Below are 24,909 nucleotides of genomic sequence, written 5' to 3'. Positions count from 1 at the left end.
CTGTTACTGTTCACACATATGTGCCCTGTAACAGGATTTTACTCTATTTTTCGTCCTCTGCGTCCACTCCTACCGGCGGAAGCTCCGTCGGTGCTTCCTTGGACGCCTCCGGCATCATCGTGTCTTCGGAAAGTCCGTATTTGACACGTACCTTGTTCTCAATCTCAAGGCAGATTTCCGGATTTGCTGCCAGGAAATTCTTCGCGTTCTCGCGTCCCTGACCGATCTTGCTGCCCTCATAAGCATACCAGGCGCCGCTCTTCTCCACGATGTTCTCCTTCGCCGCCAGATCCAGGATATCGCCCTCACGGGAAATACCTTTTCCGAACATGATATCAAACTCTGCCTCACGGAATGGCGGAGCAATCTTGTTCTTCACAACCTTGATGCGGACACGGTTTCCAATCACTTCGCCGCCCTGCTTCAGAGACTCAATCCGGCGGACATCCATGCGGACAGAAGAATAGAACTTGAGTGCCCGTCCACCGGTCGTAACCTCCGGGTTTCCGAACATGATACCAACCTTCTCACGCAGCTGGTTGATAAAGATAACGATACAATTTGAACGGCTGATTGCTGCGGTCAGCTTTCTGAGTGCCTGCGACATCAGACGTGCCTGCAGACCTACGTGGGAATCACCCATCTCACCGTCAATCTCTGCCTTCGGAACCAGTGCGGCAACCGAGTCCACAATCACGATATCGATCGCACCGGAGCGCACCATCGTCTCGGTAATCTCAAGCGCCTGCTCGCCGTTGTCCGGCTGGGAGATATACAGATTATCGATATCAACACCGATCTTCTTCGCATATGCCGGATCGAGTGCATGCTCTGCATCGATAAATCCAGCGATACCGCCTCTCTTCTGTACTTCTGCCACCATATGCAGGGCAACCGTCGTCTTACCACTGGACTCCGGTCCGTATACCTCGATGATTCGTCCCTTCGGAACACCGCCCAGTCCCAGTGCAATATCCAGGCTCAGGGAGCCGGTCGGAATCGTCTCTATATTCATATTCGCACCAGAATCACCCAGCTTCATCACCGAGCCTTTTCCGTATGCTTTCTCAATCTGTGTCAACGCAGCATCCAATGCTTTCAGCTTGTCTTCTTTATTCATCTTTCCCTCCAAAGCGCCGCTCCGCGGCCAATCACGAACAAACGTTCTAAACTTAGCTCTATCATAGCGGATCCGGCTGTAAATGTCAACTGTTTTCTTTTGGTTTTCCCCCGGACGCACTGCAGGATGCTGCCGGATCTATAACCTGATTCTGCGATTCAAAGTATCTACAATTATATCATTTTCCGGCTGGTTCTGTCTATTATTTTGCCGAGAAAAGCTGCTACCCGAACTGTGTCGTACGGAATTTTCAGTTCAGGAAATTCCTACCTGTGAACAGTTACGCTGCCACCATTACTGTTCACACAAAACCTTCCGTTGCAAAAATGCCTGCCTGTACACGTCATCTGGCACCGCCCCGCTTCTACTCTAACAGCCGCCCGATATCCAGCGCCCCCCAGCCCTGCTGGTTGCGCGGCAGCCCCAGATCCACTGCCCGCTCTTTAAAGCGAAGCTTCACATCCCGGTTCGTCATGTCCGGGTTCTGCTCCAGCAGAAGCGCCGCCGCCCCCGCGACAAGCGGCGTAGACATGGACGTCCCGCTTTTAAAACGGTACCCGTTCCGCCGCAGGTTACAGCTCACAATCCGTGATCCAGGCGCCACAATGTCCGGCTTGCAGATGCAGGCGTCCGTCGGCCCCCGCCCCGAATAGTCCACCATCCGGCTGCCTGCCACCTCTACCTCCCGGTCATCATCCGCACATCCCACCGTGATGACCTTCCGGCTGATCCCCGGCGTTGTGATCGTGTGCGCGGCTGGACCATTATTTCCCGCTGCCACCACGACCACATACCCGGCATCCCACGCCGCATCGACACCGCGCACCAGCGCCGAATCCTCGCTCATTCCCTTCGGTGTAAAGGAGCCAACCGATATATTGATAATCCGGATCCCGTACTGGCTGCCATTCTGGCGCACCCAGCGAAGCCCTGCCAGCACATCCGATACATACCCATTTCCCCTCTGATCCAGCACTTTCAGGCAGACCAGCTGCGCCCCCGGCGCCACACCCTGATAGCGTCCCGCCGACGCCGTGCCGCTGCCGGCAATCATCCCTGCCACATGCGTTCCATGCCCATTGTCATCATACGGCTGCTGCTTTTTCTTAAGGAAATCCCGAAATCCGTAAACGCAATTTTCCAAATCCGGATGCAGAAATACCCCTGTGTCCAGGATCGCCACCCCGACGCCTTTTCCTGTCAGTCCTCGTCTGTACGCCTCATTGCAATGAATCCATTCTCTCGCCCGGTTCACAGGAAAAAGCCCCCATATTCTTCCCTTACTGTTAGAATATGGGGGCTTTCGCCGTATGTGAATGCAGCCTCTTATTTGTGGAAGCTGTAATAGACGGTTCCGCCTGCCAGTCCACCGCGGAACTGCGCCAGCTCACTGACCGTCACCAGCTGATAGCCACGCTCCACAAGCGCCGGAATGATCGTGACTGCCGCATCACCGGAAGCATTGTAAAGCTCATGCATCAGAACCACCGAGCCATCTTTTACCTGGTTTAACACGGTCTGCACCGATGAAGCCGCATTGCGCGTCTTCCAGTCCAGCGTATCCACATCCCAGAGTACGATCGGCTGGCTGATATTGGCAAGCACAGTGCTGTTTTTTCCACCGCCCGGAAGACGGACTGTTTTCGGTGCCTCGCCTGTGATCGCGGCAACCGCCTGATTGCAGGCCTCCACCTGCTGACGAATCTCCTGTGGGCCTAACTTCTGGAGATACTTGTGATCCTGCGTGTGATTTCCAATCTCATGCCCATTGGCATACATCCGCTGAATCTCACTCTTATAGGAATTCACACGGTTTCCGACCACATAAAAGGTCACACGGCCGCCGTACTGTTCCGCGCAATCCATGATGCGGTTTCCAACCGGGGCATACGGACCATCATCAAAGGTCAGTGCCACCATCGGTGCATTCGGATCGATATAACGACCGCCGCTGGCTACCATTCCATCCGGAACCTGGCTGTCCCCCTGCTCCGTTCCCTGTGTCTCAGAAGCAGTCTGTCCGTTATTTCCTGTCTCCTGGTTCTCTGTTGTCTGCTGTCCTTCCGCTGCGCCAGCATGATTCTCGCTGCCAGCAGCCGTCTGTGCATCCCCCGCCTCATTCTGGGAACCGGACGCCTGCTCCCGCCTCTGAATCAGCTCCATATCCGATGCCGGTCCGGACGGCACATCATCCGCATACGCCGCAAACGACGCCCCTACCGTACAGACCGCCGTAAGTAACAGTGCTACTGCTCTCATTTTCCATGTTTTTCTCATACCGCTCCAAACCCTCCAAATTGTTTTCTTTTTCTTCTGCCATTCCGATGCAATCCGGAACAGCCGACCATGTGACATACTCACGTACAATGGTTTTATTATATCACACTCTTCCTTTATTAAGAACACTTCGTCCCATTTTACTTCTTACATTTTTCTGACAAGGTTAGTGTTCACGCATACGTGCCCGGTAACGGAATTTGACGTGGTTTCGCATTTAAATACGGCAAATTCCTGCTACCTCCACGTTCTCTTATGACGCTTTCGATCCCAAATGTGCCTGCCTGTAAACAGCTCCAAAGAATATTCATAAGTATTTTTAATAAATATTTCATATTGTGTAATACACCTAATATATGCTATGATAAAAATGATGTCGTTACGCATCACAACGCGTGCAACGTAACACATGGAGTTTATTGACAAAAGAGTTGAAAGGAAGTAACAAATGGGCGGATTTTTTGGTGTCACATCAAAAACAAACTGTACACTGGATCTTTTTTTTGGTACGGACTATCATTCCCATCTGGGAACACGACGCGGTGGTATGGCGGTTTATGGAGAAAACGGTTTCAGCCGTTCTATCCACAATATCGAGAATTCCCCGTTCCGTACAAAATTTGAGCACGATGTCGATGAAATGCAGGGTAACATGGGCATCGGCTGTATCTCAGATATGGAACCGCAGCCTCTGTTAATTCAGTCGCACTTAGGAAGCTATGCCATTACCACAGTCGGCAAGATCAATAATGAAAAAGAGCTGATTCAGGAAGCATTTAAGAACGGGCATATTCATTTCATGGAAATGAGCGGCGGCAAGATCAATGCAACCGAGCTGGTCGGCGCCATCATCAGTCAGGCAGATTCCCTTGTTGAAGGTCTGAAACTGGCACAGGAAAAAATCAAGGGTTCCATGACCATTCTCCTGCTGACCCCGGAGGGCATCTATATCTCCCGTGACCGCCTCGGACGTACCCCGGCGATCATCGGACGCAAAGATGGTGCGTTCTGTGTTTCCTTTGAAAGCTTTGCATACATCAACCTTGGATACACGGACTACAAAGAACTGGGACCGGGCGAGATCGTCCGCATGAACGCCGACGGCGTAGAGGTACTCAGCCCGGCTCGCAAGGAAATGAAAATCTGTTCTTTCTTGTGGGTTTACTACGGTTATCCGACCTCCTGCTACGAAGGAATCAACGTCGAGGAAATGCGGTACCACTGCGGTCGTATGCTTGCCAAACGCGATCAGTCCGACGCCGATCTGGTAGCCGGAATCCCCGATTCCGGTATCGCGCATGCAGTCGGCTACGCCAATGAATCCGGCATTCCATTTGCCCGTCCATTCATTAAATATACCCCAACCTGGCCGCGTTCCTTCATGCCGACCACCCAGAGCCAGAGAAACCTGATCGCACGTATGAAGCTGATCCCGGTAGACGCCCTGATCCGCGACAAGAGTCTGCTCTTAATCGACGATTCCATCGTCCGCGGCACCCAGCTCGGCGAAACAACCGAATTTCTGTATCAGAGCGGTGCCAAAGCAGTACATATCCGTCCGGCTTGTCCGCCGCTGCTGTTTGGATGTAAATATCTGAACTTCTCCCGCTCCAATTCCGAGCTGGACCTCATCACACGCCGCATCATCCGCGACCGTGAGGGCGACAATGTTTCCCCGGAGCTTCTGGATGATTATGCAAACCCAGACAGCCAGAATTATAAGGAAATGGTCGAAGAAATCCGTAAACGCTTAAACTTTACCTCCCTGCAGTTCCACCGCCTCGACGATTTAATCGAGTCGATTGGTCTGGAACCGTGCAAGCTGTGTACGTATTGCTGGAACGGAAAAGAATAATGTTGTAGAATACGTTTCTATGATAACCAAAATGGCAGCCCATCAATTTCTGCTGATGAGCTGCCATCTTTATTCTGTTAATTCTCTGCCAATCGTTTTATCAGCACCGTGCCTTTATAGTTTATACAAGCACACCGCCAATACCCACATCACTTCTGCCCTGTCACCATCATATAACGGTTATGTGCGTCCTTCAGACAGGCAATGAGCGGCTTCTGAGTCAGTGCAAAATACCTTTCCCGGATACTCTGCTGCATCTCGTCCAAATCCGTTTTCAAACTCTTTCCAAGCAGCATCGACACAACAAAATTGCGCGTCACCGACAAAATCGTATTGCACTCCAGATCAAGAATCTTTCCCGTCGCCCGTTCTACTACAAAACTCACATAAAACTCGCCGTGCAGGCTGTAAATCGCGTCCTCCTTGCTCGGTTTCGCCTGACCTACAACCAGAATCGTATCATCCTTATACATTATATCGTTTCCCCTTTTCTTCGAAACTGCCCTGATAAAAGCAGTTTCATCCATATACTGGTTTTATGATACCATGTTCTTAGGAAAGGTACAAGCTACGCTTCCTCGGAATCATATAAAATATGTAGGATTAGTTACTGTTCACGCATACGTGCCCAGTAACGGAATTTGCCGTGGCTTCGCATTTAAATACGGCAAATTCCTGCTGCCACCACGTTTTCTTACGGCACTTTCGGTTCCAAAAGTGCCTACCCGTGAACAGTAACTAGGATTACAATACATCATAAAAGGAACCAAACGCTCTCACGAGAAAAGGGATCGAAATCGACCCCTTTTCCCACTCTTCTTAGGTTAACAAGTATGGTTAACAAATAGTTAACAAGTAATTAACAAATGATGTACTTTTTACTGCTTTTTACCACATCTAACCACCCTTAAAACCCTTGAAAAATCAATATTTTTTAGAATTTTCCAGCTGTAGCTGCTTCCTCAATCGAAACTGCAACCGCCACAGTAGCGCCAACCATCGGGTTATTACCCATACCGATCAGACCCATCATCTCTACGTGAGCCGGTACGGAGGAAGATCCTGCGAACTGTGCATCGGAGTGCATACGTCCCATGGTATCAGTCATACCGTAAGAAGCCGGACCTGCTGCCATGTTATCCGGGTGAAGGGTACGTCCCGTACCGCCGCCGGATGCTACGGAGAAGTATTTCTTGCCTTTCTCTACGCATTCCTTCTTATATGTACCTGCTACCGGATGCTGGAAACGGGTCGGGTTGGTGGAGTTACCGGTGATGGAAACGTCTACGCCCTCTTTCCACATGATCGCTACACCCTCGGTAACGTCATTTGCACCATAACAGTTTACTTTCGCACGAAGTCCCTTGGAGTAAGATTTTCTCCACAGTTCTTTCACTTCGCCTGTGTAATAATCCATCTCTGTCTCTACATATGTAAAGCCGTTGATACGGGAAATGATCTGAGCCGCATCTTTGCCAAGACCGTTTAAGATAACGCGAAGCGGTTTTTTACGGACTTTGTTTGCTTTCTCTGCGATACCGATCGCACCCTCTGCGGCTGCAAAGGACTCATGACCTGCCAGGAAGCAGAAGCAGTCGGTCTCTTCTTCCAGAAGCATCTTACCTAAGTTTCCATGTCCCAGACCTACTTTACGCTGATCTGCTACGGAACCCGGAATACAGAATGCCTGCAGTCCCTCGCCGATCGCTGCCGCCGCATCGGCAGCTCTGCGGCAGCCTTTCTTGATTGCGATTGCCGCGCCTACCGTGTAAGCCCAGCACGCATTTTCAAAACAGATTGGCTGGATCTTCTTTACCTGATCGTATACATCCAGTCCGGCATCCTTCGTGATCTTCTCAGCTTCTTCGATCGAAGCAATGCCATAGCTATTTAATACGGAATTGATCTTGTCAATTCGTCTCTCGTATGATTCAAATAATGCCATTGTGATGTTCCTCCTTAACTATGTACCCTGTGATTATTTGTTACTGTTCACGCATACGTGCCCAGCAACGCAATTTTGCCGATGCTTCGCATTCCAAATCGGCAAACTCCGATGTCAGAAATGTATCGTACGGAATTTTCAGTTCAGAAAATTCCTATCTATGTACAATAACAATTATTCCTGTCTCGGATCGATAATCTTAACTGCATCGTCTACACGGCCGTACTGACCTTTTGCCTTCTCATATGCAGTGGTCGGATCGTCGCCCTTCTTGATGAAGTCGGTCATCTTACCTAAGTTTACAAACTGGTAACCAATGATCTGATCTTCTTCATCCAGTGCAATTCCTGTTACATAGCCTTCTGCCATCTCAAGGTAACGCGGACCTTTTTTCAGAGTTCCGTACATCGTACCTACCTGAGAGCGGAGTCCTTTTCCAAGGTCTTCAAGGCCGGCACCAATCGGAAGCCCCTCTTCAGAAAACGCACTCTGCGTTCTGCCATATGCGATCTGGAGGAACAGCTCACGCATGGCGGTGTTGATTGCATCACAGACAAGGTCTGTATTTAATGCTTCCAGTACGGTTCTTCCCGGAAGAATCTCTGCTGCCATCGCTGCAGAATGGGTCATACCAGAACATCCGATCGTCTCTACCAGAGCCTCCTGAATGATACCTTCCTTAACATTCAGGGTCAGCTTACAAGCACCCTGCTGCGGCGCACACCAGCCAACACCGTGTGTTAAACCGGAAATATCCTTTACTTCTTTGGACTTAACCCACTTTGCCTCCTCCGGGATCGGAGCAGCGCCGTGATTTACGCCCTGGGCTACTGGACACATATTTTCTACTTCTTGTGAATAAATCATTGTAAGACTCCTTTCGAAATGATTGGATTTTGTACTTTGTTAATTTTATCACATCAATCCTGTCCCTATTATCTCACGAAATTCTCAATTCGTCCATAGGTTTTTTGTAACTTTTCAGACGGTTTTCTCATCTTTCTTTCTCTCCAAAAAAACATACAAAAACAGGACAAAACTAACGAACAGAATACATCCCTTTACCATGCTGGAAATACTTAACGCCCACCAAATACCGCTAAGTCCCATCACCGAGGACAACAACACCGCCACTGGGATGCGCGCGGAGGTAAAAGTCACGCTGACGATCGACGGATACAGCGTTCGCCCCAGACCGGAAAACGCACCGATCGAGGTCTGTTCCACCATCATAAACATCTGGCTCAGTCCCACGATCCGCAGGTAATTGACGCCGATCGCCATGACCTCTTCTTCCTGCAAAAAGATCGAGAACAGCGGACGCGCCATTCCGATCAGCAAAAATGTCGTGCAGAGTCCCCACGCCGCCGTCATCGCGATCGCACAGAAATAGCCGCGGCGCACACGGTCATACCGCTTCGCCCCATAATTCTGTCCGAGGAATGCATTGACTGCCGCCGAAAAGCCATCTCCGACCATCCAGGAAACGGATTCAATCTGACTGCCAACACGCTGTGCCGCCACTGCCAGATCCCCCCATCCGGTGATAAGGCGGGTCAGAATCATCGAAATTCCTGCGTAAATCAAGTTCTGCACCGCCGACGGCACACCGATCCGCACGATCTCCCTCCAAACCTTCACTGGAACCAGCACCCAGAGACGCAGATGCGGAAACAGCACCTTTTCCCGCAGGACTGCCTTGAAAAACAGGAGGCTTACGAGCGCCTGTGCCGTGACCGTCGCAGCCGCTGCTCCGCTGACTCCCAGTTCCGGAAATGGTCCGATTCCAAAGATCAGCACCGGATCCAGCACAACATTGAAGACAAGCCCCGCCACATTGACGATAAACGGTGTCCGGCTGTTTCCCGCCGCCGTCAAAAGTCCTGTCAAGATCGCATTTAGATAAGAAAAGATCACAAGCCCACAGGCGATCCGCACATACCATTCTGCCTGTGCAATCACCTCCGGGCTGTTTAATTTAAAAAATCCAATTAACCGACTGGCTCCAAAGAGCGAAACCAGCCCATACAGCACGGCAAACAAAATCCCCAGCTGCAGCGCACCTCTCGCATACTGCGCCGCACTGTCATTTTCTCCCGCACCAAGACAATGGGCGGTCTTTACCTGACCGCCCGTCCTCGCCAAAATCGCAAATCCCTGTGAAAACCAGGTATACATACCTGCCGATCCCACCGCCGTGACGGCGCCTGCCCCGAGGCGTCCGATCCACGCCATATCAGTCAGATTGTAAAGCATCTGAACCAGAGAGGTCGCCATGATCGGAAGCGCCAGCCGGGTCAGTGCCGGGGCGATTGCTTCATTCAGCAAATCTACATGATGAGATTTCATTATTTTGCAGAAAGATACTCGTCGATGCCTCTTGCACCTGCTCGTCCGGCTTCCATCGCGAGAATAACCGTAGCCGCGCCAGTCACTGCGTCGCCTCCGGCGTAAACGCCCTCTTTCGTTGTCTTTCCATTGCTCTCATCCGCCACGATACATCTCCAGCGGTTGATCTCCAGACCTTTGGTCGTATTGGAAATCAGCGGGTTCGGGGAAGTACCCAGCGCCATGATAACGGTATCTGCATCGATCGTGAAATCAGAACCGACCACCTCAATCGGACGTCTTCTTCCAGATTCATCCGGCTCGCCAAGCTCCATATGGCGGCATACGATGCCTTTGACCCATCCGTTCTCATCCTCGAGAATCTCAACCGGGTTGGTCAGAAGGTCAAAATGGATGCCCTCCTCTTTTGCGTGATGTACTTCCTCCACACGTGCCGGAAGCTCTTTCTCACTTCTTCTATATACAATATGAACTTCTGCACCGAGACGCAGAGCCGTTCTTGCCGCATCCATCGCTACGTTTCCGCCGCCGACTACAACTACCTTCTTCGATTCCATGATCGGTGTGTCATAATCATCGCGGAATGCCTTCATCAGGTTATTTCTGGTCAGGTACTCATTTGCGGAAAATACGCCGTTGGCATTCTCACCCGGAATACCCATGAACTTCGGAAGTCCGGCACCAGAACCGATGAAGACTGCCTGGAAACCTTCTTCATCCATCAGCTCGTCGATTGTGATAGATTTTCCGATAACTACGTTTGTCTCAATCTTAACGCCCAGCTTGCGGACATTCTCGATCTCCGGCTGTACAACGCCGCTCTTCGGAAGACGGAACTCCGGAATGCCGTAGGTCAATACTCCGCCCGGCTCATGAAGTGCCTCGAAAATGGTTACTTCATAGCCCAGTTTTGCCAGATCGCCTGCACAGGTCAGACCTGCAGGACCGGAACCGATGACTGCTACTTTCTTTCCGTTTGTCTTCTCCGGCGCTGCCGGTACAAAACCATGCTCACGGGACCAGTCTGCCACGAAGCGCTCAAGTTTACCAATGGAAACCGCCTCGCCTTTGATACCGCGCACACACTGTCCCTCACACTGGGATTCCTGTGGGCAGACACGTCCACAGACTGCCGGAAGTGCTGAAGAAAGTGCGATGACTTTCGCTGCCTCCTCAATATTTCCCGCTTTTACTTCCTGGATAAACGCCGGAATATTGATGGAAACCGGGCATCCAGCGATACATTTTGCATTTTTACAGTTCAGACATCTCTCAGACTCCGCAACTGCTTCTTCCATATTATAGCCGAGACATACCTCTTTAAAATTAGTCGCACGTACCTTCGGATCCTGCTCTCTGACCGGCACCTTTTTCATCATATCTCTCTTTGCTTCCATTATTTGTCACCTCCGCACTGTCCGCATCCGCCGTGATGAGTATCGCCCTCTTTCAAGCGCAGCATCGCTCTGCCTTCCTGAGTCTTATAAATTCTCTGACGTTCCATCGCCTCGTCAAAATTAACAAGATGTCCATCAAACTCCGGTCCGTCTACGCAGGCAAATTTGACCTGGTCGCCTACGGTGACACGACAGGCACCACACATACCGGTTCCATCTACCATGATCGGGTTCAGGCTGACAATCGTCGGAATCTCCAGTTTTTTCGTCAGCAGGCAGACAAATTTCATCATGATCATCGGTCCGATTGCAACACAGACATCGTACTTGCGTCCCTGTTTTTCAACTAAATCCTCGATGACACCTGTAACCATACCTTTAATGCCAAAGCTGCCATCATCGGTTGTGATGTAAAGGTTTCCGGCTGCCTTCTCCATCTCCTCGGTCAGGATCAGCAGATCTTTGGTCTTAGAACCTACGATAACATCTACATCAATGCCGTGCTCATGCATCCATTTTACCTGCGGATAAACCGGAGCCGCACCGACACCGCCGGCTACGAAGAGGTATTTCTTCTTTTTCAGCTCTTCTACATCCTCATGGATAAACTCGGACGGATTTCCAAGCGGTCCTACGAAATCATGGAATGCATCCCCAGCCTTGAGGGTGCTCATCTTCTCGGTAGAAGCTCCCACGGTCTGGAATACGATCGTGATCGTTCCTGCCTGACGATCAAAATCACAAATAGTCAGCGGGATTCTCTCGCCCTCTTCGCCCATCTTGACGATGACAAATTCGCCCGGCTCACATGCACGCGCTACACGCGGTGCTTCTACAACCATCAGATAAATCTTATCTGCCAGTTTTTCAGCTTTTAAAATCGGGTACATTCTATTCCTCCTTACAGTTATATGAACATTTTATTGTTTGACTTTTCAGAATTCTCAATTATTTTACCACTTTGTCCTATTTTTGACAACCTTAGAGCGATTCCTTTTCCAGCTTCCGATATTCCCTGAATTCATAGCACAAATTGAAAAATGTCTGCTCGCCGCTTCGTCTTACCAGTTCCCAGCCTTCTTTCTCCAGATCAACCATATGTGTGTCTGCCACATAGGAAAAATCAATCCAGGTGATCTGCGCTGTGTCGCAGAACGGAAGAAACTGCCGATAAATCGACTCGCCGCCGATGATGACGACATCTACATCTGTCAGATGTTTTTCCTGTTTCAGCTCGTCAATCCGCACCAGCGCCTCCTCGACACTGTGGCAGATCTCTGCCCCCTTTACGCTCAGAGCCTTCTTTTTTGTCAAAATCAGGTTGATTCTGCCATCCAGCGGTCGCTGAGCCGGGAAAGTCAGAAACGTTTTATAGCCCATCACGATGATTTTTCCCATCGTTTCCTGCCGGAATAATTTCTGATCCGCCGGGATCACCGTCAGCATCTGCCCTTTATTGCCGATACCCCAGTTCCGATCCACTGCCGCAATCAGCTGAAAATGTCTCGGAAACCGTTCCGGAAACTGTCTTTTGAGTGTCTTCATCATGCTCGCCGCATTGATATAGAATGCCTCGTCTGGCTGTTCTTTCTTATCTACATGAGAATGAAACACGCGCTCCATCTCCCGAAGCGCCGTCTCTTCTTCCGGGAACCGGTTCATAATATCAATCATTGCATCACGGCTGTCACGAAGCTTCTGCATCAGGACATCCCAGATCGTCGCCTTATCCGCTTCACTGACAAAGCCATAGTGGTTTAAAATAATCTCTTTTGCATCCAATTCCGATGAATACTCGATCGATTCTTCTGCCGCCTTATAGTCTACCAGAAACGACGGCATATAACTCCCATCATGCCCCATGACGCCTACCGTCTCACTGCACAGCATCAACTCATCGTCAATCAGGTAAGACATGGAACATTTCGTGTGACCGATCGTCGCAAACGCGTAGATCGTATGATCGCCCAGTTCGATCGTCTCGCCGTCCTCCAGCGCTACATCAATCTGTAAATCTGCATCGTCATATTCTGAATCCCATGGAAGCCCCGCCGCTTCTGCCGCCTCGCCGCTTAGGCGCCGGATCGTCTTCAAAGCGCCCGGTTTCACTAAAATTTCCTTTGCGCGCTCGGAAGCATATGTTTTCACCTCCGGCCATGCTTTCCGCACCGCCGGAAGCCCCGCTACATGATCATAATGGGAATGGGATAAAAGAACCGCGTCTAACTCTGCATCGCCCAGTTCTCTTTTTATATTTTCCACCATCTGATCGGCAGCATACGCCATCCCCGCCTCGAACAGGAGATTGGCTTTTCCCTTTATCAAAAACACCGCACCGCTTCCGCAGCCAGATACATCGATCACCGTCATTGCTTTCTCATCCTTTTTGTTTGAATTTAAAATCGAACCGAGAAAATTTGAACAAAAACAAATCCTCAAATCCATATTTCGTATTTGATTTTACTGGATCTTTATGAAAAATACAAGGACTGGTTCAAATCAGATGAATGTAAGGAATAATAGGGTAACTGTTCACAAATAGGAATTTTCTGAACTGAAAATTCCGTACGATACAGTTCTCGCAGCAGATTTTGCCGATTTGGAATGCGCAGCATCGGCAAAATCCCGTTGCTGGGCACACATGTGTGAGCAGTAACATAATGGGATTTTTAATAACAGAATGCCGCAATTTCATTCCAAACAAACGGAACAATATCTGAGCGGGTGTGGCTGGGATACTCGGACAGATTTTCTAAATTATAAAAAGGATCGGCACCGATATGAAATCGTGTGTTTCGTTACACAGATTCCGGATCAGCGCCGATCCTCTGGGTGGTTGGTTTTAATTTAGTAAATTATGGGGAAGAGCTGCGCCCCAGCATGCTCAGTGGCTTCAGCGTGCTCAGTGCCCCAGCTCAAAAAAGCTGCGCTTTTTCGCTGGACGGGCTGCGCCCTATAAATCAGTCCAGCAAGACAGTTCCTTATGGGCAAGCACAACGTTCCTGTCTTACTGCCCTGCTTTGCACTGCTTATGCCTCAACCATGTACGGATATGTTACATCCAGGCACGGTACTCTGAGTTCTTTGATGGTTCTCGGGCTTAACCAGCGATACATGTTGATCTCGCTGCCGGCTTTGTCGTTGGTTCCGGATGCTCTTGCACCACCGAACGGCTGCTGGCCGATAACTGCACCGGTCGGCTTGTCGTTGATGTAGAAGTTTCCGGCTGTTCCTTTAAGTGCATCTTCCATCTTAACGATAGCTTCTCGGTCATCTGCAAAGATTGCTCCGGACAGACCATAGGACGTTGCGGTATCGCAGCTTGCCAGAGTCTCATCCAGTTTGTCATCCGGATATACATATACGGTCATAACCGGTCCAAAAATTTCCTCTACCATAGTCTTGAAATCTGGCTTCTTAGCCTCAATCAGGGTCGGATATATGAAATATCCCTTGGAATCATCGTATCCGCCGCAGATAACTTCTGCATCCTCGGATGCTTTTGCATAGTCGATGTACTCTTTGTTGGTCTTGAATGCGGATGCATCGATAACAGCGCCCATCAGGTTTCTGAAATCGGTTATATCGCCAATTTTAATCTTCTCAATCTCTGCCAGCATACCCTCTTTAACCTGCGGCCAGATGCTTGCCGGAACAAATGCACGGGAAGCTGCGGAGCACTTCTGTCCCTGATACTCGTAGGATGCTCTTGTCAGAGCTGCTACCAGACCCGGTACATCTGCGGAATTGTGAGCAAAGATGAAGTCCTTTCCACCAGTCTCGCCAACCAGACGCGGATATGTTTTGTATTTCTTGATGTTCTCGCCTACTAAGGAGTAAACACCGCTGAATACTTCGGTAGAACCTGTGAAATGGAATCCTGACAGATTCGGATCGCTTAATACGTACTTGCTCATGTCAGAACCACGGCTCGGTACGAAGTTGATAACACCTGCCGGAAGTCCTGCAGCCATCAGGGCCTGCATTACATAGTAGTTGGAAAGAACTGCTGTGGTAGCCGGTTTCCAGAGAACTACGTTACCTGCGATCGCCGGAGCGGTCGGAAGGTTAGCACCGATGGATGTGAAGTTGAATGGGGAAATCGCGGTTACGAAACCTTCCAGTGGACGGTACTCGATGCGGTTCCAAACATTCGGTGTGTTGTTCGGCTGTCTGTCATAAATCTGCTGTAAGTAGTATACGTTGAAACGAAGGAAATCAATCAGCTCGCAGGTATCAATCTCAGCCTGATATGCGGTCTTGCTCTGTCCTAACATGGTAGCTGCATTTACTTTATCTCTCATCGGACCAGCGATTAAATCAGCTGCTTTTAAAAAGATAGATACGCGGTGTTCCATCGGCATCTCGGTCCATGCTTTTCTAGCTGCCAGAGCCGCTGCGATTGCATCCTTTAACTCTTTCTCACCGCCGGAAGCTGCTTCTGCGATTACATGAGCATGGTCATGCGGCATAACTGCTTTGGTTTTTCTCTCTGTCCAAACTTCCTTACCACCGATGATCATCGGAACCTGAACAACCTGTGCGGACTGGCGCTCCAGTTCTTTCTTTAAGCTGGCTCTCTCCGGGCTTCCTGGAAGATATGCTTTTACCGGCTCATTTTTCGGCATCTCTACTTTGAAATATCCATTGCTCATTGTTCATCTCTCCTTTTTGACATTTTGTCTCATTCGTGATTATGATATGAAAACTTTTCTCGCTTTATTTTCATTAAATCTAACTCTTTCTTGTTATTTTTCATATTAATGAATTTCTATGGCTAAATATTAGCACGTTTTTCATTTTGTGTCAATACTATTTCATATTTAAAAATACATATTTTCATTATGTTTTTCTGTGCATATCGCATAATATCTTTGCTTTTTCCTGTATTCTGTTTTGGATTGTAATTTTTATCGATCTTACTGTTCACGCATACGTGCCCAGTAACGGAATTTGCCGTGGCTTCGCATTTAAATACGGCAAATTCCTGCTGCCACCACGTTTTCTTACGGCACTTTCGCTTCCAAAAGTGCCCACCCGGGAACAGTAACTATCGATTCTTGTAATTCTGTATGTTTTTTTATGCTTTGTTTACGGGACATGGTTTTTGTGGTATACTGATCCCGCCTGAAACAACTCACAAAAGTGAGTTTATCCTGAAAATAATTCACTTATATGAAAAAGGAGTTTGATTATGCTTAAATTAGAACGTACCAGCGTCATGAATCTGGAAAATGCCATGCGCGGTGCCCGCAATCCGATGAACAGCTGGGGACGGATGGACAGCTTTTATGATGAGAATGGCAAATATAAACTGGGACCGAATGATCTCGACCTTGCGAAACGTCTCCGCAAAGCAGGCAGCGACCACCGCAAGTTTCTGCGCCAGGTATTTGTCTCAGTCGATGTGACCGCACCTCTCTACTGGTGGAAAGAATATGATACTTATAAAGTAGCGACCGTCGCCAATTCAACCAGCACGATGCACAAAATCGCCAGCAAACCGTTTTCGATGGACGATTTCAGCTGCGACCACATGACAGCCGGAACACGCGCATTTATGGAAACAGTTGTCGCCAAGCTGGAGGAAATCCGCCTGCGTTATCTGGAGACAAAGAATAAGGATGACTGGTATGATATGATCCAGCTGCTGCCGAGCAGTTATAATCAGATGCGGACTTGTTCGTTTAATTATGAGACACTGATTAATATTTATTATGCCAGAAAGGATCATAAGCTGGCGGAGTGGCATACATTCTGTGACTGGATCAAGACTTTGCCGTATGGGGAAGAATTGATTATTGGGGAAGGGAAATAAATAGATAGCTAAATAATTTGATTGTCGTGGATGGGACGGAGAAAAAGCCGCCCGGGCAAAAATGATCAGGTTTCGAGGACTGGGATTTTCTAGGCATCTTCGGTTTGATTAAAAACAGAAAGAAATCCTCACAAAGCAAGTTTGTTGCGGTTTCTTTCAACATCAAATCCGAATCTGCCAAGTAAATCCACAGTCTCGAAAATTTCATTTTTGCCCGGGCGGCTTTTTCTCCTGTTTATTGGATGATAACTTGGTAAAATTTAAGATCCTGGTGTCATCCAGCGCATGAATGCGGCTGGATGACGGCGTAGGATCTTTTTTCGTTCCGTATGATAAATTACTTTGTCCACCATCTACTTTCTTATCTAACTATATTCAAGAAAGTCCCCCATGTCTTTCTTCTAAATACTGAATGTGCGCTTAGAAGAAATGTTTAGTTATGGCAGAGAACTGGCATTCCCTTGTATACTTTCTCGTAGAGAAGTTTTGCTTTATCAACCGGCAGATTGATGCAGCCGTGGCTGCCGGAATACTGGTAGATGGTTCCGCCGAATTTACTTCTCCAGCTTGCGTCATGGAAACCGATGCCGCCGTTGAATGGCATCCAATAGTCTACGTGACTTTCATATTCATATGTGCCGTCTGCCCGTTTGGCGCCGCGCAGAACGCGGTCGGCCTGCTTGTAGGTCAGGCTGTAAATACCTTCCGGGGTTGTGTAGTTTTTGGATACGTTTCCGGTTACGCACGGAGCATCCCAAGTCAGGGCGCCGTTTTCATACATATATACATGCTGGGCGCCGAAATCAACTTCTGCGTAGGTATTGCCCCAGTCTGCGTCTGAATGGCTGGCTGCCTGCTGGGAGAACTGGACTTCACGTTCCTGATTGATACCTGTCTGCGCCATCAGAACCAGGTTGTCTGTCTCTGCAGTCTGGTCAATCTTCCATCCATAAGGGCCTGTCAAGGCTACCTCTTTTCCGGAAGTGGTATGGAAAGTACGGGTAGTTCCAGCTGTGTCGTATTTCGCTGCCAGCGCCTTGATGTAAGCAGCTGCCTTATCGCGGTCTACCGTAATGACACCATTCTCGCCGCCTGTATACCAGCTGACATATTCAGTACCGGACAGTGTCTCGGTCGCATCACCGATATGGAAGGTGATGGTCGCATTTTTAGCCTGGTTCATCTGGGCGCAGAGTGCTTTTAAGGATGCATCGCCGGAAGTCACCTGGATCGGTGTGTAACATCCCAATGCTTCCAGATCGATCTCTGTCATGCCGGAGGCGATCGCCGCATTGATCGCCGTCTGTACCTTTGCCTTATCCACAGATTCTCCCTTTACTTCCGGAACAATCGTGAAATCTTTTCCTTCTTCCCAGGCGGATATATGGGCATCTACCGTCGGTGCTACACTATCTGACATACAATTTAAGGAAGCAATGCGGTTTGCAAGCATCGTCTGATCGCAGGAAAGCGGCATCGCGATCGTCAGCGCTCCTGCTCCAGCTACCCCTGCTGCCTGCTGGTCAATCGCTGCCTGCAGCTCATTTGTAATCACTACTTTATAGCCGATCTCCGCTGCGGTGATCTCTTCTGTCTTGCCTCCACGTTCTTTAATCGTTAATTTATAAGAACCGTAATTCTGCTCCAGCTTTGCCTTCGCTTCCTCATTGCTCATTCCGCCGACTGCGACGCCATTTACACTTGTTCCATTTGCAAAACTGCCATCTGCCAGTACTGGCTGTGCAAACATCAGCACCAGTGCAGCTGCTGCACCAGTCATTTTAAGTATACTCATACTTTTATTTTTCATTTTTTCACAAACCTCTCTGCCGCGCCATATGGCTGCGGCCTGTATATATGGATTCTGAATCCTTATTATAGCAGAGTCGGAAAAAAAGTCCAGACCGATTCTAAAAAAGATCGTCAAAAGATCCGATTCGTAAGAATTTCTTAACGGTTCCTTTTTTCTTTCCTTTTTCTTTCATTTTTTCCATATTCATGATTGCAGTTTTTCCATTTTGCAGTATGATGGTATTCATTGCAAATGGGAAGTATAACTTTCAGAACGTCCTTAAAAATGTTTAAAATTTTCATGTTCCCAAAAGCGCCAAAAGGACCGCCGCATCTGGCATGCCCTCTTCTAAGTAAACAAGATTTTTATTGTTATCTTGGTCTGCTTAAAAGGAAATATGCCAGTCTGCGGCAGTCCTTCTTTCTATTTCCGGTCAATTTCCGGATTGACATGCACCATAATGTGTTTTACCTTCGGAAATGTCTTTTCAATGCTGTTATGCACCGACTCGGCAATCTTGTGCGCCTCCCGCAGCGGCATGGAACCGTCTACCTCAATCTCAATGTCCGCATAAATTTTATTGCCAAAGATCCGCGTCTGAAGCAGGTCAATCCGCGCCACATCTGGATTCTGAAGAACGCAGGCGCGCAGCTGTTCTTCGGTCTTCTCATCACAGGAATGATCGACCATTTTATCCATCGCATCTTTAAAAATCTCATACGCCGCTTTCACGATAAAGACGAAAATAACCAGGCTCGCGATCGGATCCATGACCGGAAATCCCATTCTCGCGCCCACGATTCCGACCAGCGCACCGATCGAGGAAAACGCATCGGAACGGTGATGCCATGCATCTGCCATCAGTGCGCTGGAATCAATCTTTTTCGCATAATATCGGGTGTACCAGTACATCGCTTCTTTACTGACAATGGATATAACAGCCGCTGCCAGCGCCAGCATTCCCGGAACCTGCAGGTGACTGTATTCTCCCTTGAGCACGTCCGTAAGCGCCTCCACGCCAATCCCCAGACCTGTCATAAAGAGAACCATCGAGAGGACAATCGCAGCCACACACTCCATCCGCTCATGTCCATACGGGTGCTCCTTGTCCGGCTGTTTGGACGACAGCTTAATTCCAATCACCACGATCATCGTGCTGAACACATCGGACGCCGAATGGATACTGTCACTGATCATCGCATTCGAATGTGCGAACACACCCGCTAACAGCTTCATAAACGACAAAAGGATGTTCACTACTATCGTTACAAAAGACACCTGATTTGCCACCTTCTGAAAATCGTTCTGTTTCATATTCGTTACCTCCAAAAAATATCTCATGGCACTAACGATAGGTGGGTGCTGCGGTTTAACCCGTAAAAAAGTATAAAAAAACACCCACGAACCAGTATGAGTAACTACTGTCCCGTGGATGAAACTAACTTCCACTGTCGCTTCTGCGACCCGACCCCATGATATTCACGGTCTGCTCAGTTTGTACTGTAGTTTGATATGCAGTGCAAAGAGTTTATGGTGAATAATAGCACAAGTTTACTTAGTTGTCAATATCGGGAAACGCCCTTTCTTCCATAATTTATTTCTTCAATTCCTTAATCCCAGCCTCAAGCCCTGCCGCCGTCAGCGGAAACATCGGGATCTCATCTCGGATCAGGCTGATCGTGTACGCACCGTAGGCATATGCCCAGTTATTTTCCCGCATCGGGTTCAGCCAGATCGCCGACGGAAAACGCCGGTGCATCTCCTGCAGCCAGTAAATGCCCGTCCGTTCGTTGCTGTGGAAATAGTCGAGACTGCCGCCGCGGTACAGAAGTTCCGACGGCGCCATCGACGCATCCCCGACCAGAATTACCTTGTATTCCGGTTTCAGGTTGTGAAAGACCCACTCGGTCGAGATCTTATCCCGCCAGGAGCAGGACGGCGTCGTAAACAGCTGATCGTAGAAACAGTTGTGGAAATAATAAATCTTCAAATCCTTAAAATGGGACGACTGATTGACCGCCTGGAACAGCCGGTTGCACAGATCCGCATATGCCCACATCGACCCGCCGCTATCCATCAGAAGCAGGAGCTTCGTCTGGTTCTTTCTAGGGCGCTCCATGACGAGCTCCAGACGTCCGCCTTCGTCACAGGTCTTCTCGATCGTTTTCTCCACATTGAGTTCCGTTTTCGGTCCATCCTCACGGCAGGATAAAAGACGCAGCTTTTTGAGCGCCACCTGGAACTGCCGGATCTGGATAACCGCATCGTCGCGGAAATCGCGGTAATTCCGCTGTTCCGCCACCTGCAGCGCGCTCCGGTTTTTGCCCGGTCCGCCCACGCGGATGCCCTTCGGGCTGTAACCGGAATGTCCAAATGCCGACGTACCGCCGGTTCCAATCCACTTATTGCCGCCGTGGTGCTGCTCATGCTGCTCTTTCAGTCGTTCCGCCATCATTTTACGGATATCGTCCAGATCAAGTCCCGCAAACCGCGCATCGACCTCATCCTTATCATACGGCGTCTGCGCGTGCGCCTTGGCAAGCCAGTCTAAGACCTCCTTCGGAAGTTTCTCAAACGTATGCACATTTTTAAAATATGCCAGAAATGCCTGGTCAAATTTGTCATATTCGGACTCTTTTTTGACCAGAACCGCCCTCGCCATATAGTAAAACTCCGTCAGGCTCGCGTCGTTCAGGTTCATTTCCAGCGCATCCATCAGGCTTTTCCACTCATTGAGGCTCGTCTTCATCCCGTAAGAACGGAGTAGATACAGAAAATCAGTAAACATATCGGTTATTCTCCACCAGCTTTAAATCCTCTGTCTTTTTTAAGAGTACCCCCGCAAACGGGATCTCCTTTTCCAGCTTCTCCACCGGCACGCCGCCGATCACAAGCGCCTGAATCCAGTCCAACACCTCGGAGGTACTCGGCTTCTTCTGCAGGCCGCGCAGATCGCGCACCCGATAGAAGGCGTCCAGCACGCCGTCGATCAGCTTCTGGTCGAGATCCGGATAATGTGCCTTGATGATCTTCTCCATCATCGGCTGCTCCGGGAATGCAATATAATGGAAGATACAGCGGCGCAGGAACGCATCCGGCAGCTCCTTCTCCGCATTGGAGGTAATAATCACAATCGGACGGTGCTTCGCTTTGACAGTCTTTCCCGTCTCCGGAATGTAAAATTCCATCTTATCAAGTTCCCAGAGCAGGTCGTTCGGGAATTCCAGATCCGCTTTATCGATCTCATCGATCAAAAGAACCGTCTGCTTTTCCTTCTCAAATGCCTCTCCCATCTTTCCGAGGCGGATATATCTGGCAATATCATCAACGCCGTCCGCACCAAACTGGCTGTCGTAAAGACGCTGTACCGTATCGTACACGTAAAGACCGTCTTGTGCGCGAGTCGTCGATTTAATATTCCAGATCAAAAGTTCCATATCGAGGGATCTGGCAATCGCCTCCGCGAGCATCGTCTTTCCAGTGCCCGGTTCTCCCTTGATTAAGAGCGGCTTTTTGAGCGCCGCCGCAATGTTAACGCTGCGGATCAGTTCATCCGAAGCGATGTATTCGTCACTGCCGTGAAATTGCTGCATGGTAAATTCTCCTTTTAGAAAGTTCTCCTTTTACATAACTGTAAACACTAACAAGGGCGGCATAACGATTCAGGATCCATGCTGACTGCGATCGGTTCGGATCCATCGTTCCTCCCGATCGTCATACATAATCCTGCCCGTTTGCCGCCCTATTGATTTTCTATAAATATAGCAATATTCTAATAGTTTGTCAAATCGTATATATGTTAGGATTTCATTAGAAAAACACGATTGTTACTGCTCACTATTCTACTTTGCCACCCGGATATTCTTGCTGCCGCTAAATCCTTCCGGCGGCTCTGTCTCCGTGAGGATCGTCGCTTCTTCAAACACCCCGAACGTCACCGAACTTACCATGCCGAATTTCTGGCTGTCCGCCAGCACATAGCAGCGCTCTGTCTGGCGCATCGCCTCTTGCTTGACTAATGCCTCATTCGGATCCGGCGTCGTGAAACCGTGGCGCTTGCTGACGCCGTTGGTTCCAAAAAATCCCTTTGTAAAATGATAGCCCTGGATCGTCAGGATCGCCTGGCTTCCGATGACCGCCTCCGTCGTGCCCTTTAACTCACCACCAATCAGAATTACGCGGTTTCCGGCGGCTGCCAGCCGTTTGGCATGTGATACCGCATTCGTCACAAACGTGGCGCTGCGCGCCGGAAGATAGTCTAAGATATACCCGGTCGTCGTGCCCGCGTCCAGATAGACAAAATCATCCGGCTGGATAAGTCCCGCCGCAAACTGGGCGATTCTCCTTTTCTCCTCCTGCTGCAATTCCATCTTCTGTGCCACTGACGGTTCGGTTCCCGTAAATGTCCCGTCTGAGGACACCGCGCCGCCAAACACCTTGGTCAGGCGCCCCGCCTTGTCAAGCGCATTCAGATCCCGCCGGATCGTCGATTCCGAAACTCCCAGCACCTCTTTAATCTCAGGAACTGTCACACTCCTCTTTTTATCCAGAAGTTCCAAAATCAGTTCGTATCTTTTTTCTGTCAGCATGACTCTTTTCCTTTCATCTTCTGCTGTGGTTGAACTTTTTTAGCTCAATTTTTCACTTCTCTCTGTCTTAATATTCTTATCAACTGCAGCTGCTTTCGACAATGACCTTCCGAATCGGCAGCACACGCCCCGGCGATACGGAAAGCTCATCCACACCCATTTTCAGGAATTCTTTTGTCAAACTCAGATCCGCGCCCAATTCGCCGCAGATACCTGCCCAGATGCCCTCGGCGTGCGCATTTTCGACAACCATGCGGATCATCGCCAGCACCGCCGGATGGTGCGGATCGTAAAATGCATCCAGCTCCGGATTCTGACGGTCAACTGCCAGCGTATACTGGGTCAGGTCGTTCGTTCCGATGCTGAAAAAGTCCACTTTTTTCGCCAGTTCCCGGCTTACCATGACTGCCGCCGGGGTTTCAATCATAATGCCCTGCTTCGGGTCGCCAAACTGGAGATTCTGTGCGGTCAGCTCCGTCTTGACCTCCTCGACAATCTTCGCGATCGCCTCGACCTCCCAGACACTTGTGATCATCGGATACATGATCTGGAGATTGCCATAGGCACTTGCCCGAAACAACGCACGAAGCTGTGTCTTGAAAATCTCCGGTCTTGTCAGGCAGATACGGATCGCTCGGCAGCCCATCGCCGGATTTTCCTCTTTTTTCAGTTCAAAATAATCGCACTGCTTGTCCGCGCCGATGTCCAGCGTGCGGATAATGACCGGTTTGCCCGCCATCGTTTCCGCTACCTGTTTATATACCTGGAACTGCTCCTCCTCCGTCGGAAATGTTTCTTTTTCCAGATACAAAAATTCGCTGCGGAACAGTCCGATGCCCGCCGCATCGTTATGAATGACCGACGCCAGATCCTTGCTGTTGCCAATGTTCGCATACAGGCGGATCTTCTTGCCATCCAGAGTGACTGTTTCGCGCCCTTTCAGTGTTTGCAGCAGTTCTTTCTTCTCCTGTTCCTCCCTCTGCCGGCGGCGCATTGTTTCCAATGTCTCCTCATCCGGTTCCACATACAGGACTCCGTTAGTACCATCCACAACCGCAAATTTCCCATCTACCGTCTCATCGAGCGCCACGTCCGTTCCGATCAGCGCCGGAATGCTCATCGTACGCGCCAGGATCGCCGTGTGTGAATTGACGGAACCGTGTACCGTCACAAAGGATAGCACCTTGTCCTTTTCAAGCTGTACCGTCTCTGACGGTGCTAAATCATCTGCCAGAATAATCACCGGCTCGTCCGTATGGATGCCCTGACCTGCGCCTCCGGACAGAACGCGCACAATCCGCTCCGAAATATCTTTGACATCCGCCGCGCGCCCGCGCATATATTCGTCCTCCATCGCCGCAAACATCTGGGCGAAATTGTCACCGGTCACCGCAACCGCATACTCGGCATTGACCTTCTGCGTATCGATGATATTCTGAACCGCGTCCAGATAGTCCTCGTCCTCCAGCATGATCTGGTGAATCTCAAAAATCGACGCATTCGCCTCGCCAACTTCTTTTACCGCCTTTTCATACAACTCGCCGAGCTGGCGGATGGACTCCTGAACCGCCGCATTAAACCGCGCTTTTTCCTGCTCTGTATTCTCTATTTTCGTCCGTTTTACGGTCTGCTCGCCTTTCTGATACACACATATTTTTCCAACTGCGACACCGCCAAATACACTTTTTCCACGATACGTCTGCATGATCATTCCCCTTTCCATTGATCCATTATCGAAAAATGCCGCCATGTAATAATCCCTTACAT

Annotated in this window: 19 protein-coding genes and 1 riboswitch; of the genes, 2 read left to right on the top strand and 17 right to left on the bottom strand. The window is 49.4% G+C overall.

Annotated elements, in window-relative coordinates; genetic code table 11:
- Positions 1 to 43: 43 nt before the first annotated feature.
- The 3 genes from recA to DW931_RS05980 form a co-directional block, all read right to left on the bottom strand.
- Complete coding sequence (gene recA, locus DW931_RS05990; RefSeq protein ID WP_022359677.1) at positions 44 to 1,120, bottom strand: recombinase RecA; 1,077 nt, start codon at positions 1,118 to 1,120, stop codon at positions 44 to 46.
- 364 nt (positions 1,121 to 1,484) lie between these two features.
- Positions 1,485 to 2,375 carry a S8 family peptidase gene (locus tag DW931_RS05985; RefSeq protein ID WP_022359678.1) on the bottom strand — a complete coding sequence of 297 codons (891 nt, stop codon included), beginning with the start codon at positions 2,373 to 2,375 and terminating at the stop codon, positions 1,485 to 1,487.
- Between the two features lie 71 nt (positions 2,376 to 2,446).
- Complete coding sequence (locus DW931_RS05980; RefSeq protein ID WP_118482373.1) at positions 2,447 to 3,397, bottom strand: polysaccharide deacetylase family protein; 951 nt, start codon at positions 3,395 to 3,397, stop codon at positions 2,447 to 2,449.
- Between the two features lie 448 nt (positions 3,398 to 3,845).
- On the opposite strand from DW931_RS05980, the gene DW931_RS05975 reads away from it, so the two are divergent.
- The gene (locus DW931_RS05975; RefSeq protein ID WP_117796354.1) at positions 3,846 to 5,252 is read left to right on the top strand and encodes an amidophosphoribosyltransferase; all 1,407 of its coding nucleotides are present in this window, start codon (positions 3,846 to 3,848) and stop codon (positions 5,250 to 5,252) included.
- Positions 5,253 to 5,401: 149 nt separating this feature from the next.
- On the opposite strand, the gene DW931_RS05970 is transcribed toward DW931_RS05975, so the two are convergent.
- From DW931_RS05970 to pruA, 8 genes are all read right to left on the bottom strand, one after another.
- Complete coding sequence (locus DW931_RS05970; RefSeq protein WP_022359681.1) at positions 5,402 to 5,725, bottom strand: DUF3870 domain-containing protein; 324 nt, start codon at positions 5,723 to 5,725, stop codon at positions 5,402 to 5,404.
- A gap of 461 nt (positions 5,726 to 6,186) precedes the next feature.
- Positions 6,187 to 7,197, bottom strand: coding sequence for a GGGtGRT protein (locus tag DW931_RS05965; RefSeq protein WP_107000346.1), 1,011 nt, complete (start codon positions 7,195 to 7,197; stop codon positions 6,187 to 6,189).
- A gap of 174 nt (positions 7,198 to 7,371) precedes the next feature.
- Entirely contained in the window at positions 7,372 to 8,064 is a 693-nt protein-coding gene (locus DW931_RS05960; protein WP_022359683.1) for a hypothetical protein, read from the bottom strand.
- Positions 8,065 to 8,178: 114 nt separating this feature from the next.
- Positions 8,179 to 9,546, bottom strand: coding sequence for an MATE family efflux transporter (locus DW931_RS05955; protein WP_118472104.1), 1,368 nt, complete (start codon positions 9,544 to 9,546; stop codon positions 8,179 to 8,181).
- Complete coding sequence (gltA, locus tag DW931_RS05950) at positions 9,546 to 10,943, bottom strand: NADPH-dependent glutamate synthase (RefSeq protein ID WP_118482366.1); 1,398 nt, start codon at positions 10,941 to 10,943, stop codon at positions 9,546 to 9,548. Before gltA ends, DW931_RS05955 begins: the two co-directional genes overlap by 1 nt.
- On the bottom strand, positions 10,943 to 11,833 hold the full coding sequence (locus DW931_RS05945) for a sulfide/dihydroorotate dehydrogenase-like FAD/NAD-binding protein (RefSeq protein WP_022359686.1): 891 nt from the start codon (positions 11,831 to 11,833) through the stop codon (positions 10,943 to 10,945). Before DW931_RS05945 ends, gltA begins: the two co-directional genes overlap by 1 nt.
- Positions 11,834 to 11,924: 91 nt before the next feature.
- A complete protein-coding gene (locus tag DW931_RS16460) occupies positions 11,925 to 13,313 on the bottom strand; it encodes a dihydrofolate reductase (RefSeq protein WP_347559431.1) in 1,389 nt (462 codons plus the stop codon).
- 659 nt (positions 13,314 to 13,972) lie between these two features.
- Positions 13,973 to 15,598 carry an L-glutamate gamma-semialdehyde dehydrogenase gene (pruA, locus tag DW931_RS05935; RefSeq protein ID WP_118482365.1) on the bottom strand — a complete coding sequence of 542 codons (1,626 nt, stop codon included), beginning with the start codon at positions 15,596 to 15,598 and terminating at the stop codon, positions 13,973 to 13,975.
- A 539-nt stretch (positions 15,599 to 16,137) separates the two neighbouring features.
- Here pruA and DW931_RS05930 point away from each other — a divergent pair.
- Positions 16,138 to 16,761, top strand: coding sequence for a hypothetical protein (locus DW931_RS05930; protein WP_118482364.1), 624 nt, complete (start codon positions 16,138 to 16,140; stop codon positions 16,759 to 16,761).
- A 433-nt stretch (positions 16,762 to 17,194) separates the two neighbouring features.
- Here the strand turns inward: DW931_RS05930 and DW931_RS05925 are convergent, their stop codons facing one another.
- The 6 genes from DW931_RS05925 to ptsP all read right to left on the bottom strand — a co-directional run bounded on the left by DW931_RS05925 (position 17,195) and on the right by ptsP (position 24,847).
- Positions 17,195 to 18,556 carry a L,D-transpeptidase family protein gene (locus tag DW931_RS05925; RefSeq protein ID WP_243015349.1) on the bottom strand — a complete coding sequence of 454 codons (1,362 nt, stop codon included), beginning with the start codon at positions 18,554 to 18,556 and terminating at the stop codon, positions 17,195 to 17,197.
- Between the two features lie 420 nt (positions 18,557 to 18,976).
- Complete coding sequence (locus DW931_RS05920) at positions 18,977 to 19,867, bottom strand: cation diffusion facilitator family transporter (protein ID WP_118482363.1); 891 nt, start codon at positions 19,865 to 19,867, stop codon at positions 18,977 to 18,979.
- A 105-nt stretch (positions 19,868 to 19,972) separates the two neighbouring features.
- Positions 19,973 to 20,057: riboswitch (NiCo riboswitch) on the bottom strand.
- A gap of 90 nt (positions 20,058 to 20,147) precedes the next feature.
- Positions 20,148 to 21,341, bottom strand: a complete 1,194-nt coding sequence (locus tag DW931_RS05915; RefSeq protein ID WP_118482362.1) for a VWA domain-containing protein — start codon at positions 21,339 to 21,341, stop codon at positions 20,148 to 20,150.
- Positions 21,331 to 22,146 carry a MoxR family ATPase gene (locus DW931_RS05910; protein ID WP_022359195.1) on the bottom strand — a complete coding sequence of 272 codons (816 nt, stop codon included), beginning with the start codon at positions 22,144 to 22,146 and terminating at the stop codon, positions 21,331 to 21,333. Before DW931_RS05910 ends, DW931_RS05915 begins: the two co-directional genes overlap by 11 nt.
- A 249-nt stretch (positions 22,147 to 22,395) precedes the next feature.
- The gene (locus tag DW931_RS05905) at positions 22,396 to 23,142 is read right to left on the bottom strand and encodes a DeoR/GlpR family DNA-binding transcription regulator (protein ID WP_107000352.1); all 747 of its coding nucleotides are present in this window, start codon (positions 23,140 to 23,142) and stop codon (positions 22,396 to 22,398) included.
- Between the two features lie 79 nt (positions 23,143 to 23,221).
- Positions 23,222 to 24,847 carry a phosphoenolpyruvate--protein phosphotransferase gene (gene ptsP / locus DW931_RS05900; protein ID WP_118482372.1) on the bottom strand — a complete coding sequence of 542 codons (1,626 nt, stop codon included), beginning with the start codon at positions 24,845 to 24,847 and terminating at the stop codon, positions 23,222 to 23,224.
- Positions 24,848 to 24,909 lie beyond the last annotated feature (62 nt).

The sequence above is a fragment of the Clostridium sp. AM43-3BH genome, from assembly GCF_003479985.1.
Taxonomy (GTDB): Bacteria; Bacillota; Clostridia; order Lachnospirales; family Lachnospiraceae; genus Otoolea; species Otoolea fessa.
Note: the sequence above shows the minus strand (reverse complement) of the source record. Positions and strands in the feature narration are given on the sequence as shown.

Coding starts and splice junctions, on each gene's coding strand:
- recA (WP_022359677.1), bottom strand. CDS start 1,120: ATGAATAAAGAAGACAAGCTGAAAGCATTGGATGCTGCGTTGACACAG.
- DW931_RS05980 (WP_118482373.1), bottom strand. CDS start 3,397: ATGAGAAAAACATGGAAAATGAGAGCAGTAGCACTGTTACTTACGGCG.
- DW931_RS05975 (WP_117796354.1), top strand. CDS start 3,846: ATGGGCGGATTTTTTGGTGTCACATCAAAAACAAACTGTACACTGGAT.
- DW931_RS05970 (WP_022359681.1), bottom strand. CDS start 5,725: ATGTATAAGGATGATACGATTCTGGTTGTAGGTCAGGCGAAACCGAGC.
- DW931_RS05965 (WP_107000346.1), bottom strand. CDS start 7,197: ATGGCATTATTTGAATCATACGAGAGACGAATTGACAAGATCAATTCC.
- DW931_RS05960 (WP_022359683.1), bottom strand. CDS start 8,064: ATGATTTATTCACAAGAAGTAGAAAATATGTGTCCAGTAGCCCAGGGC.
- DW931_RS05955 (WP_118472104.1), bottom strand. CDS start 9,546: ATGAAATCTCATCATGTAGATTTGCTGAATGAAGCAATCGCCCCGGCA.
- gltA (WP_118482366.1), bottom strand. CDS start 10,943: ATGGAAGCAAAGAGAGATATGATGAAAAAGGTGCCGGTCAGAGAGCAG.
- DW931_RS05945 (WP_022359686.1), bottom strand. CDS start 11,833: ATGTACCCGATTTTAAAAGCTGAAAAACTGGCAGATAAGATTTATCTG.
- DW931_RS16460 (WP_347559431.1), bottom strand. CDS start 13,313: ATGACGGTGATCGATGTATCTGGCTGCGGAAGCGGTGCGGTGTTTTTG.
- pruA (WP_118482365.1), bottom strand. CDS start 15,598: ATGAGCAATGGATATTTCAAAGTAGAGATGCCGAAAAATGAGCCGGTA.
- DW931_RS05930 (WP_118482364.1), top strand. CDS start 16,138: ATGCTTAAATTAGAACGTACCAGCGTCATGAATCTGGAAAATGCCATG.
- DW931_RS05925 (WP_243015349.1), bottom strand. CDS start 18,556: ATGAGTATACTTAAAATGACTGGTGCAGCAGCTGCACTGGTGCTGATG.
- DW931_RS05920 (WP_118482363.1), bottom strand. CDS start 19,867: ATGAAACAGAACGATTTTCAGAAGGTGGCAAATCAGGTGTCTTTTGTA.
- DW931_RS05915 (WP_118482362.1), bottom strand. CDS start 21,341: ATGTTTACTGATTTTCTGTATCTACTCCGTTCTTACGGGATGAAGACG.
- DW931_RS05910 (WP_022359195.1), bottom strand. CDS start 22,146: ATGCAGCAATTTCACGGCAGTGACGAATACATCGCTTCGGATGAACTG.
- DW931_RS05905 (WP_107000352.1), bottom strand. CDS start 23,142: ATGCTGACAGAAAAAAGATACGAACTGATTTTGGAACTTCTGGATAAA.
- ptsP (WP_118482372.1), bottom strand. CDS start 24,847: ATGCAGACGTATCGTGGAAAAAGTGTATTTGGCGGTGTCGCAGTTGGA.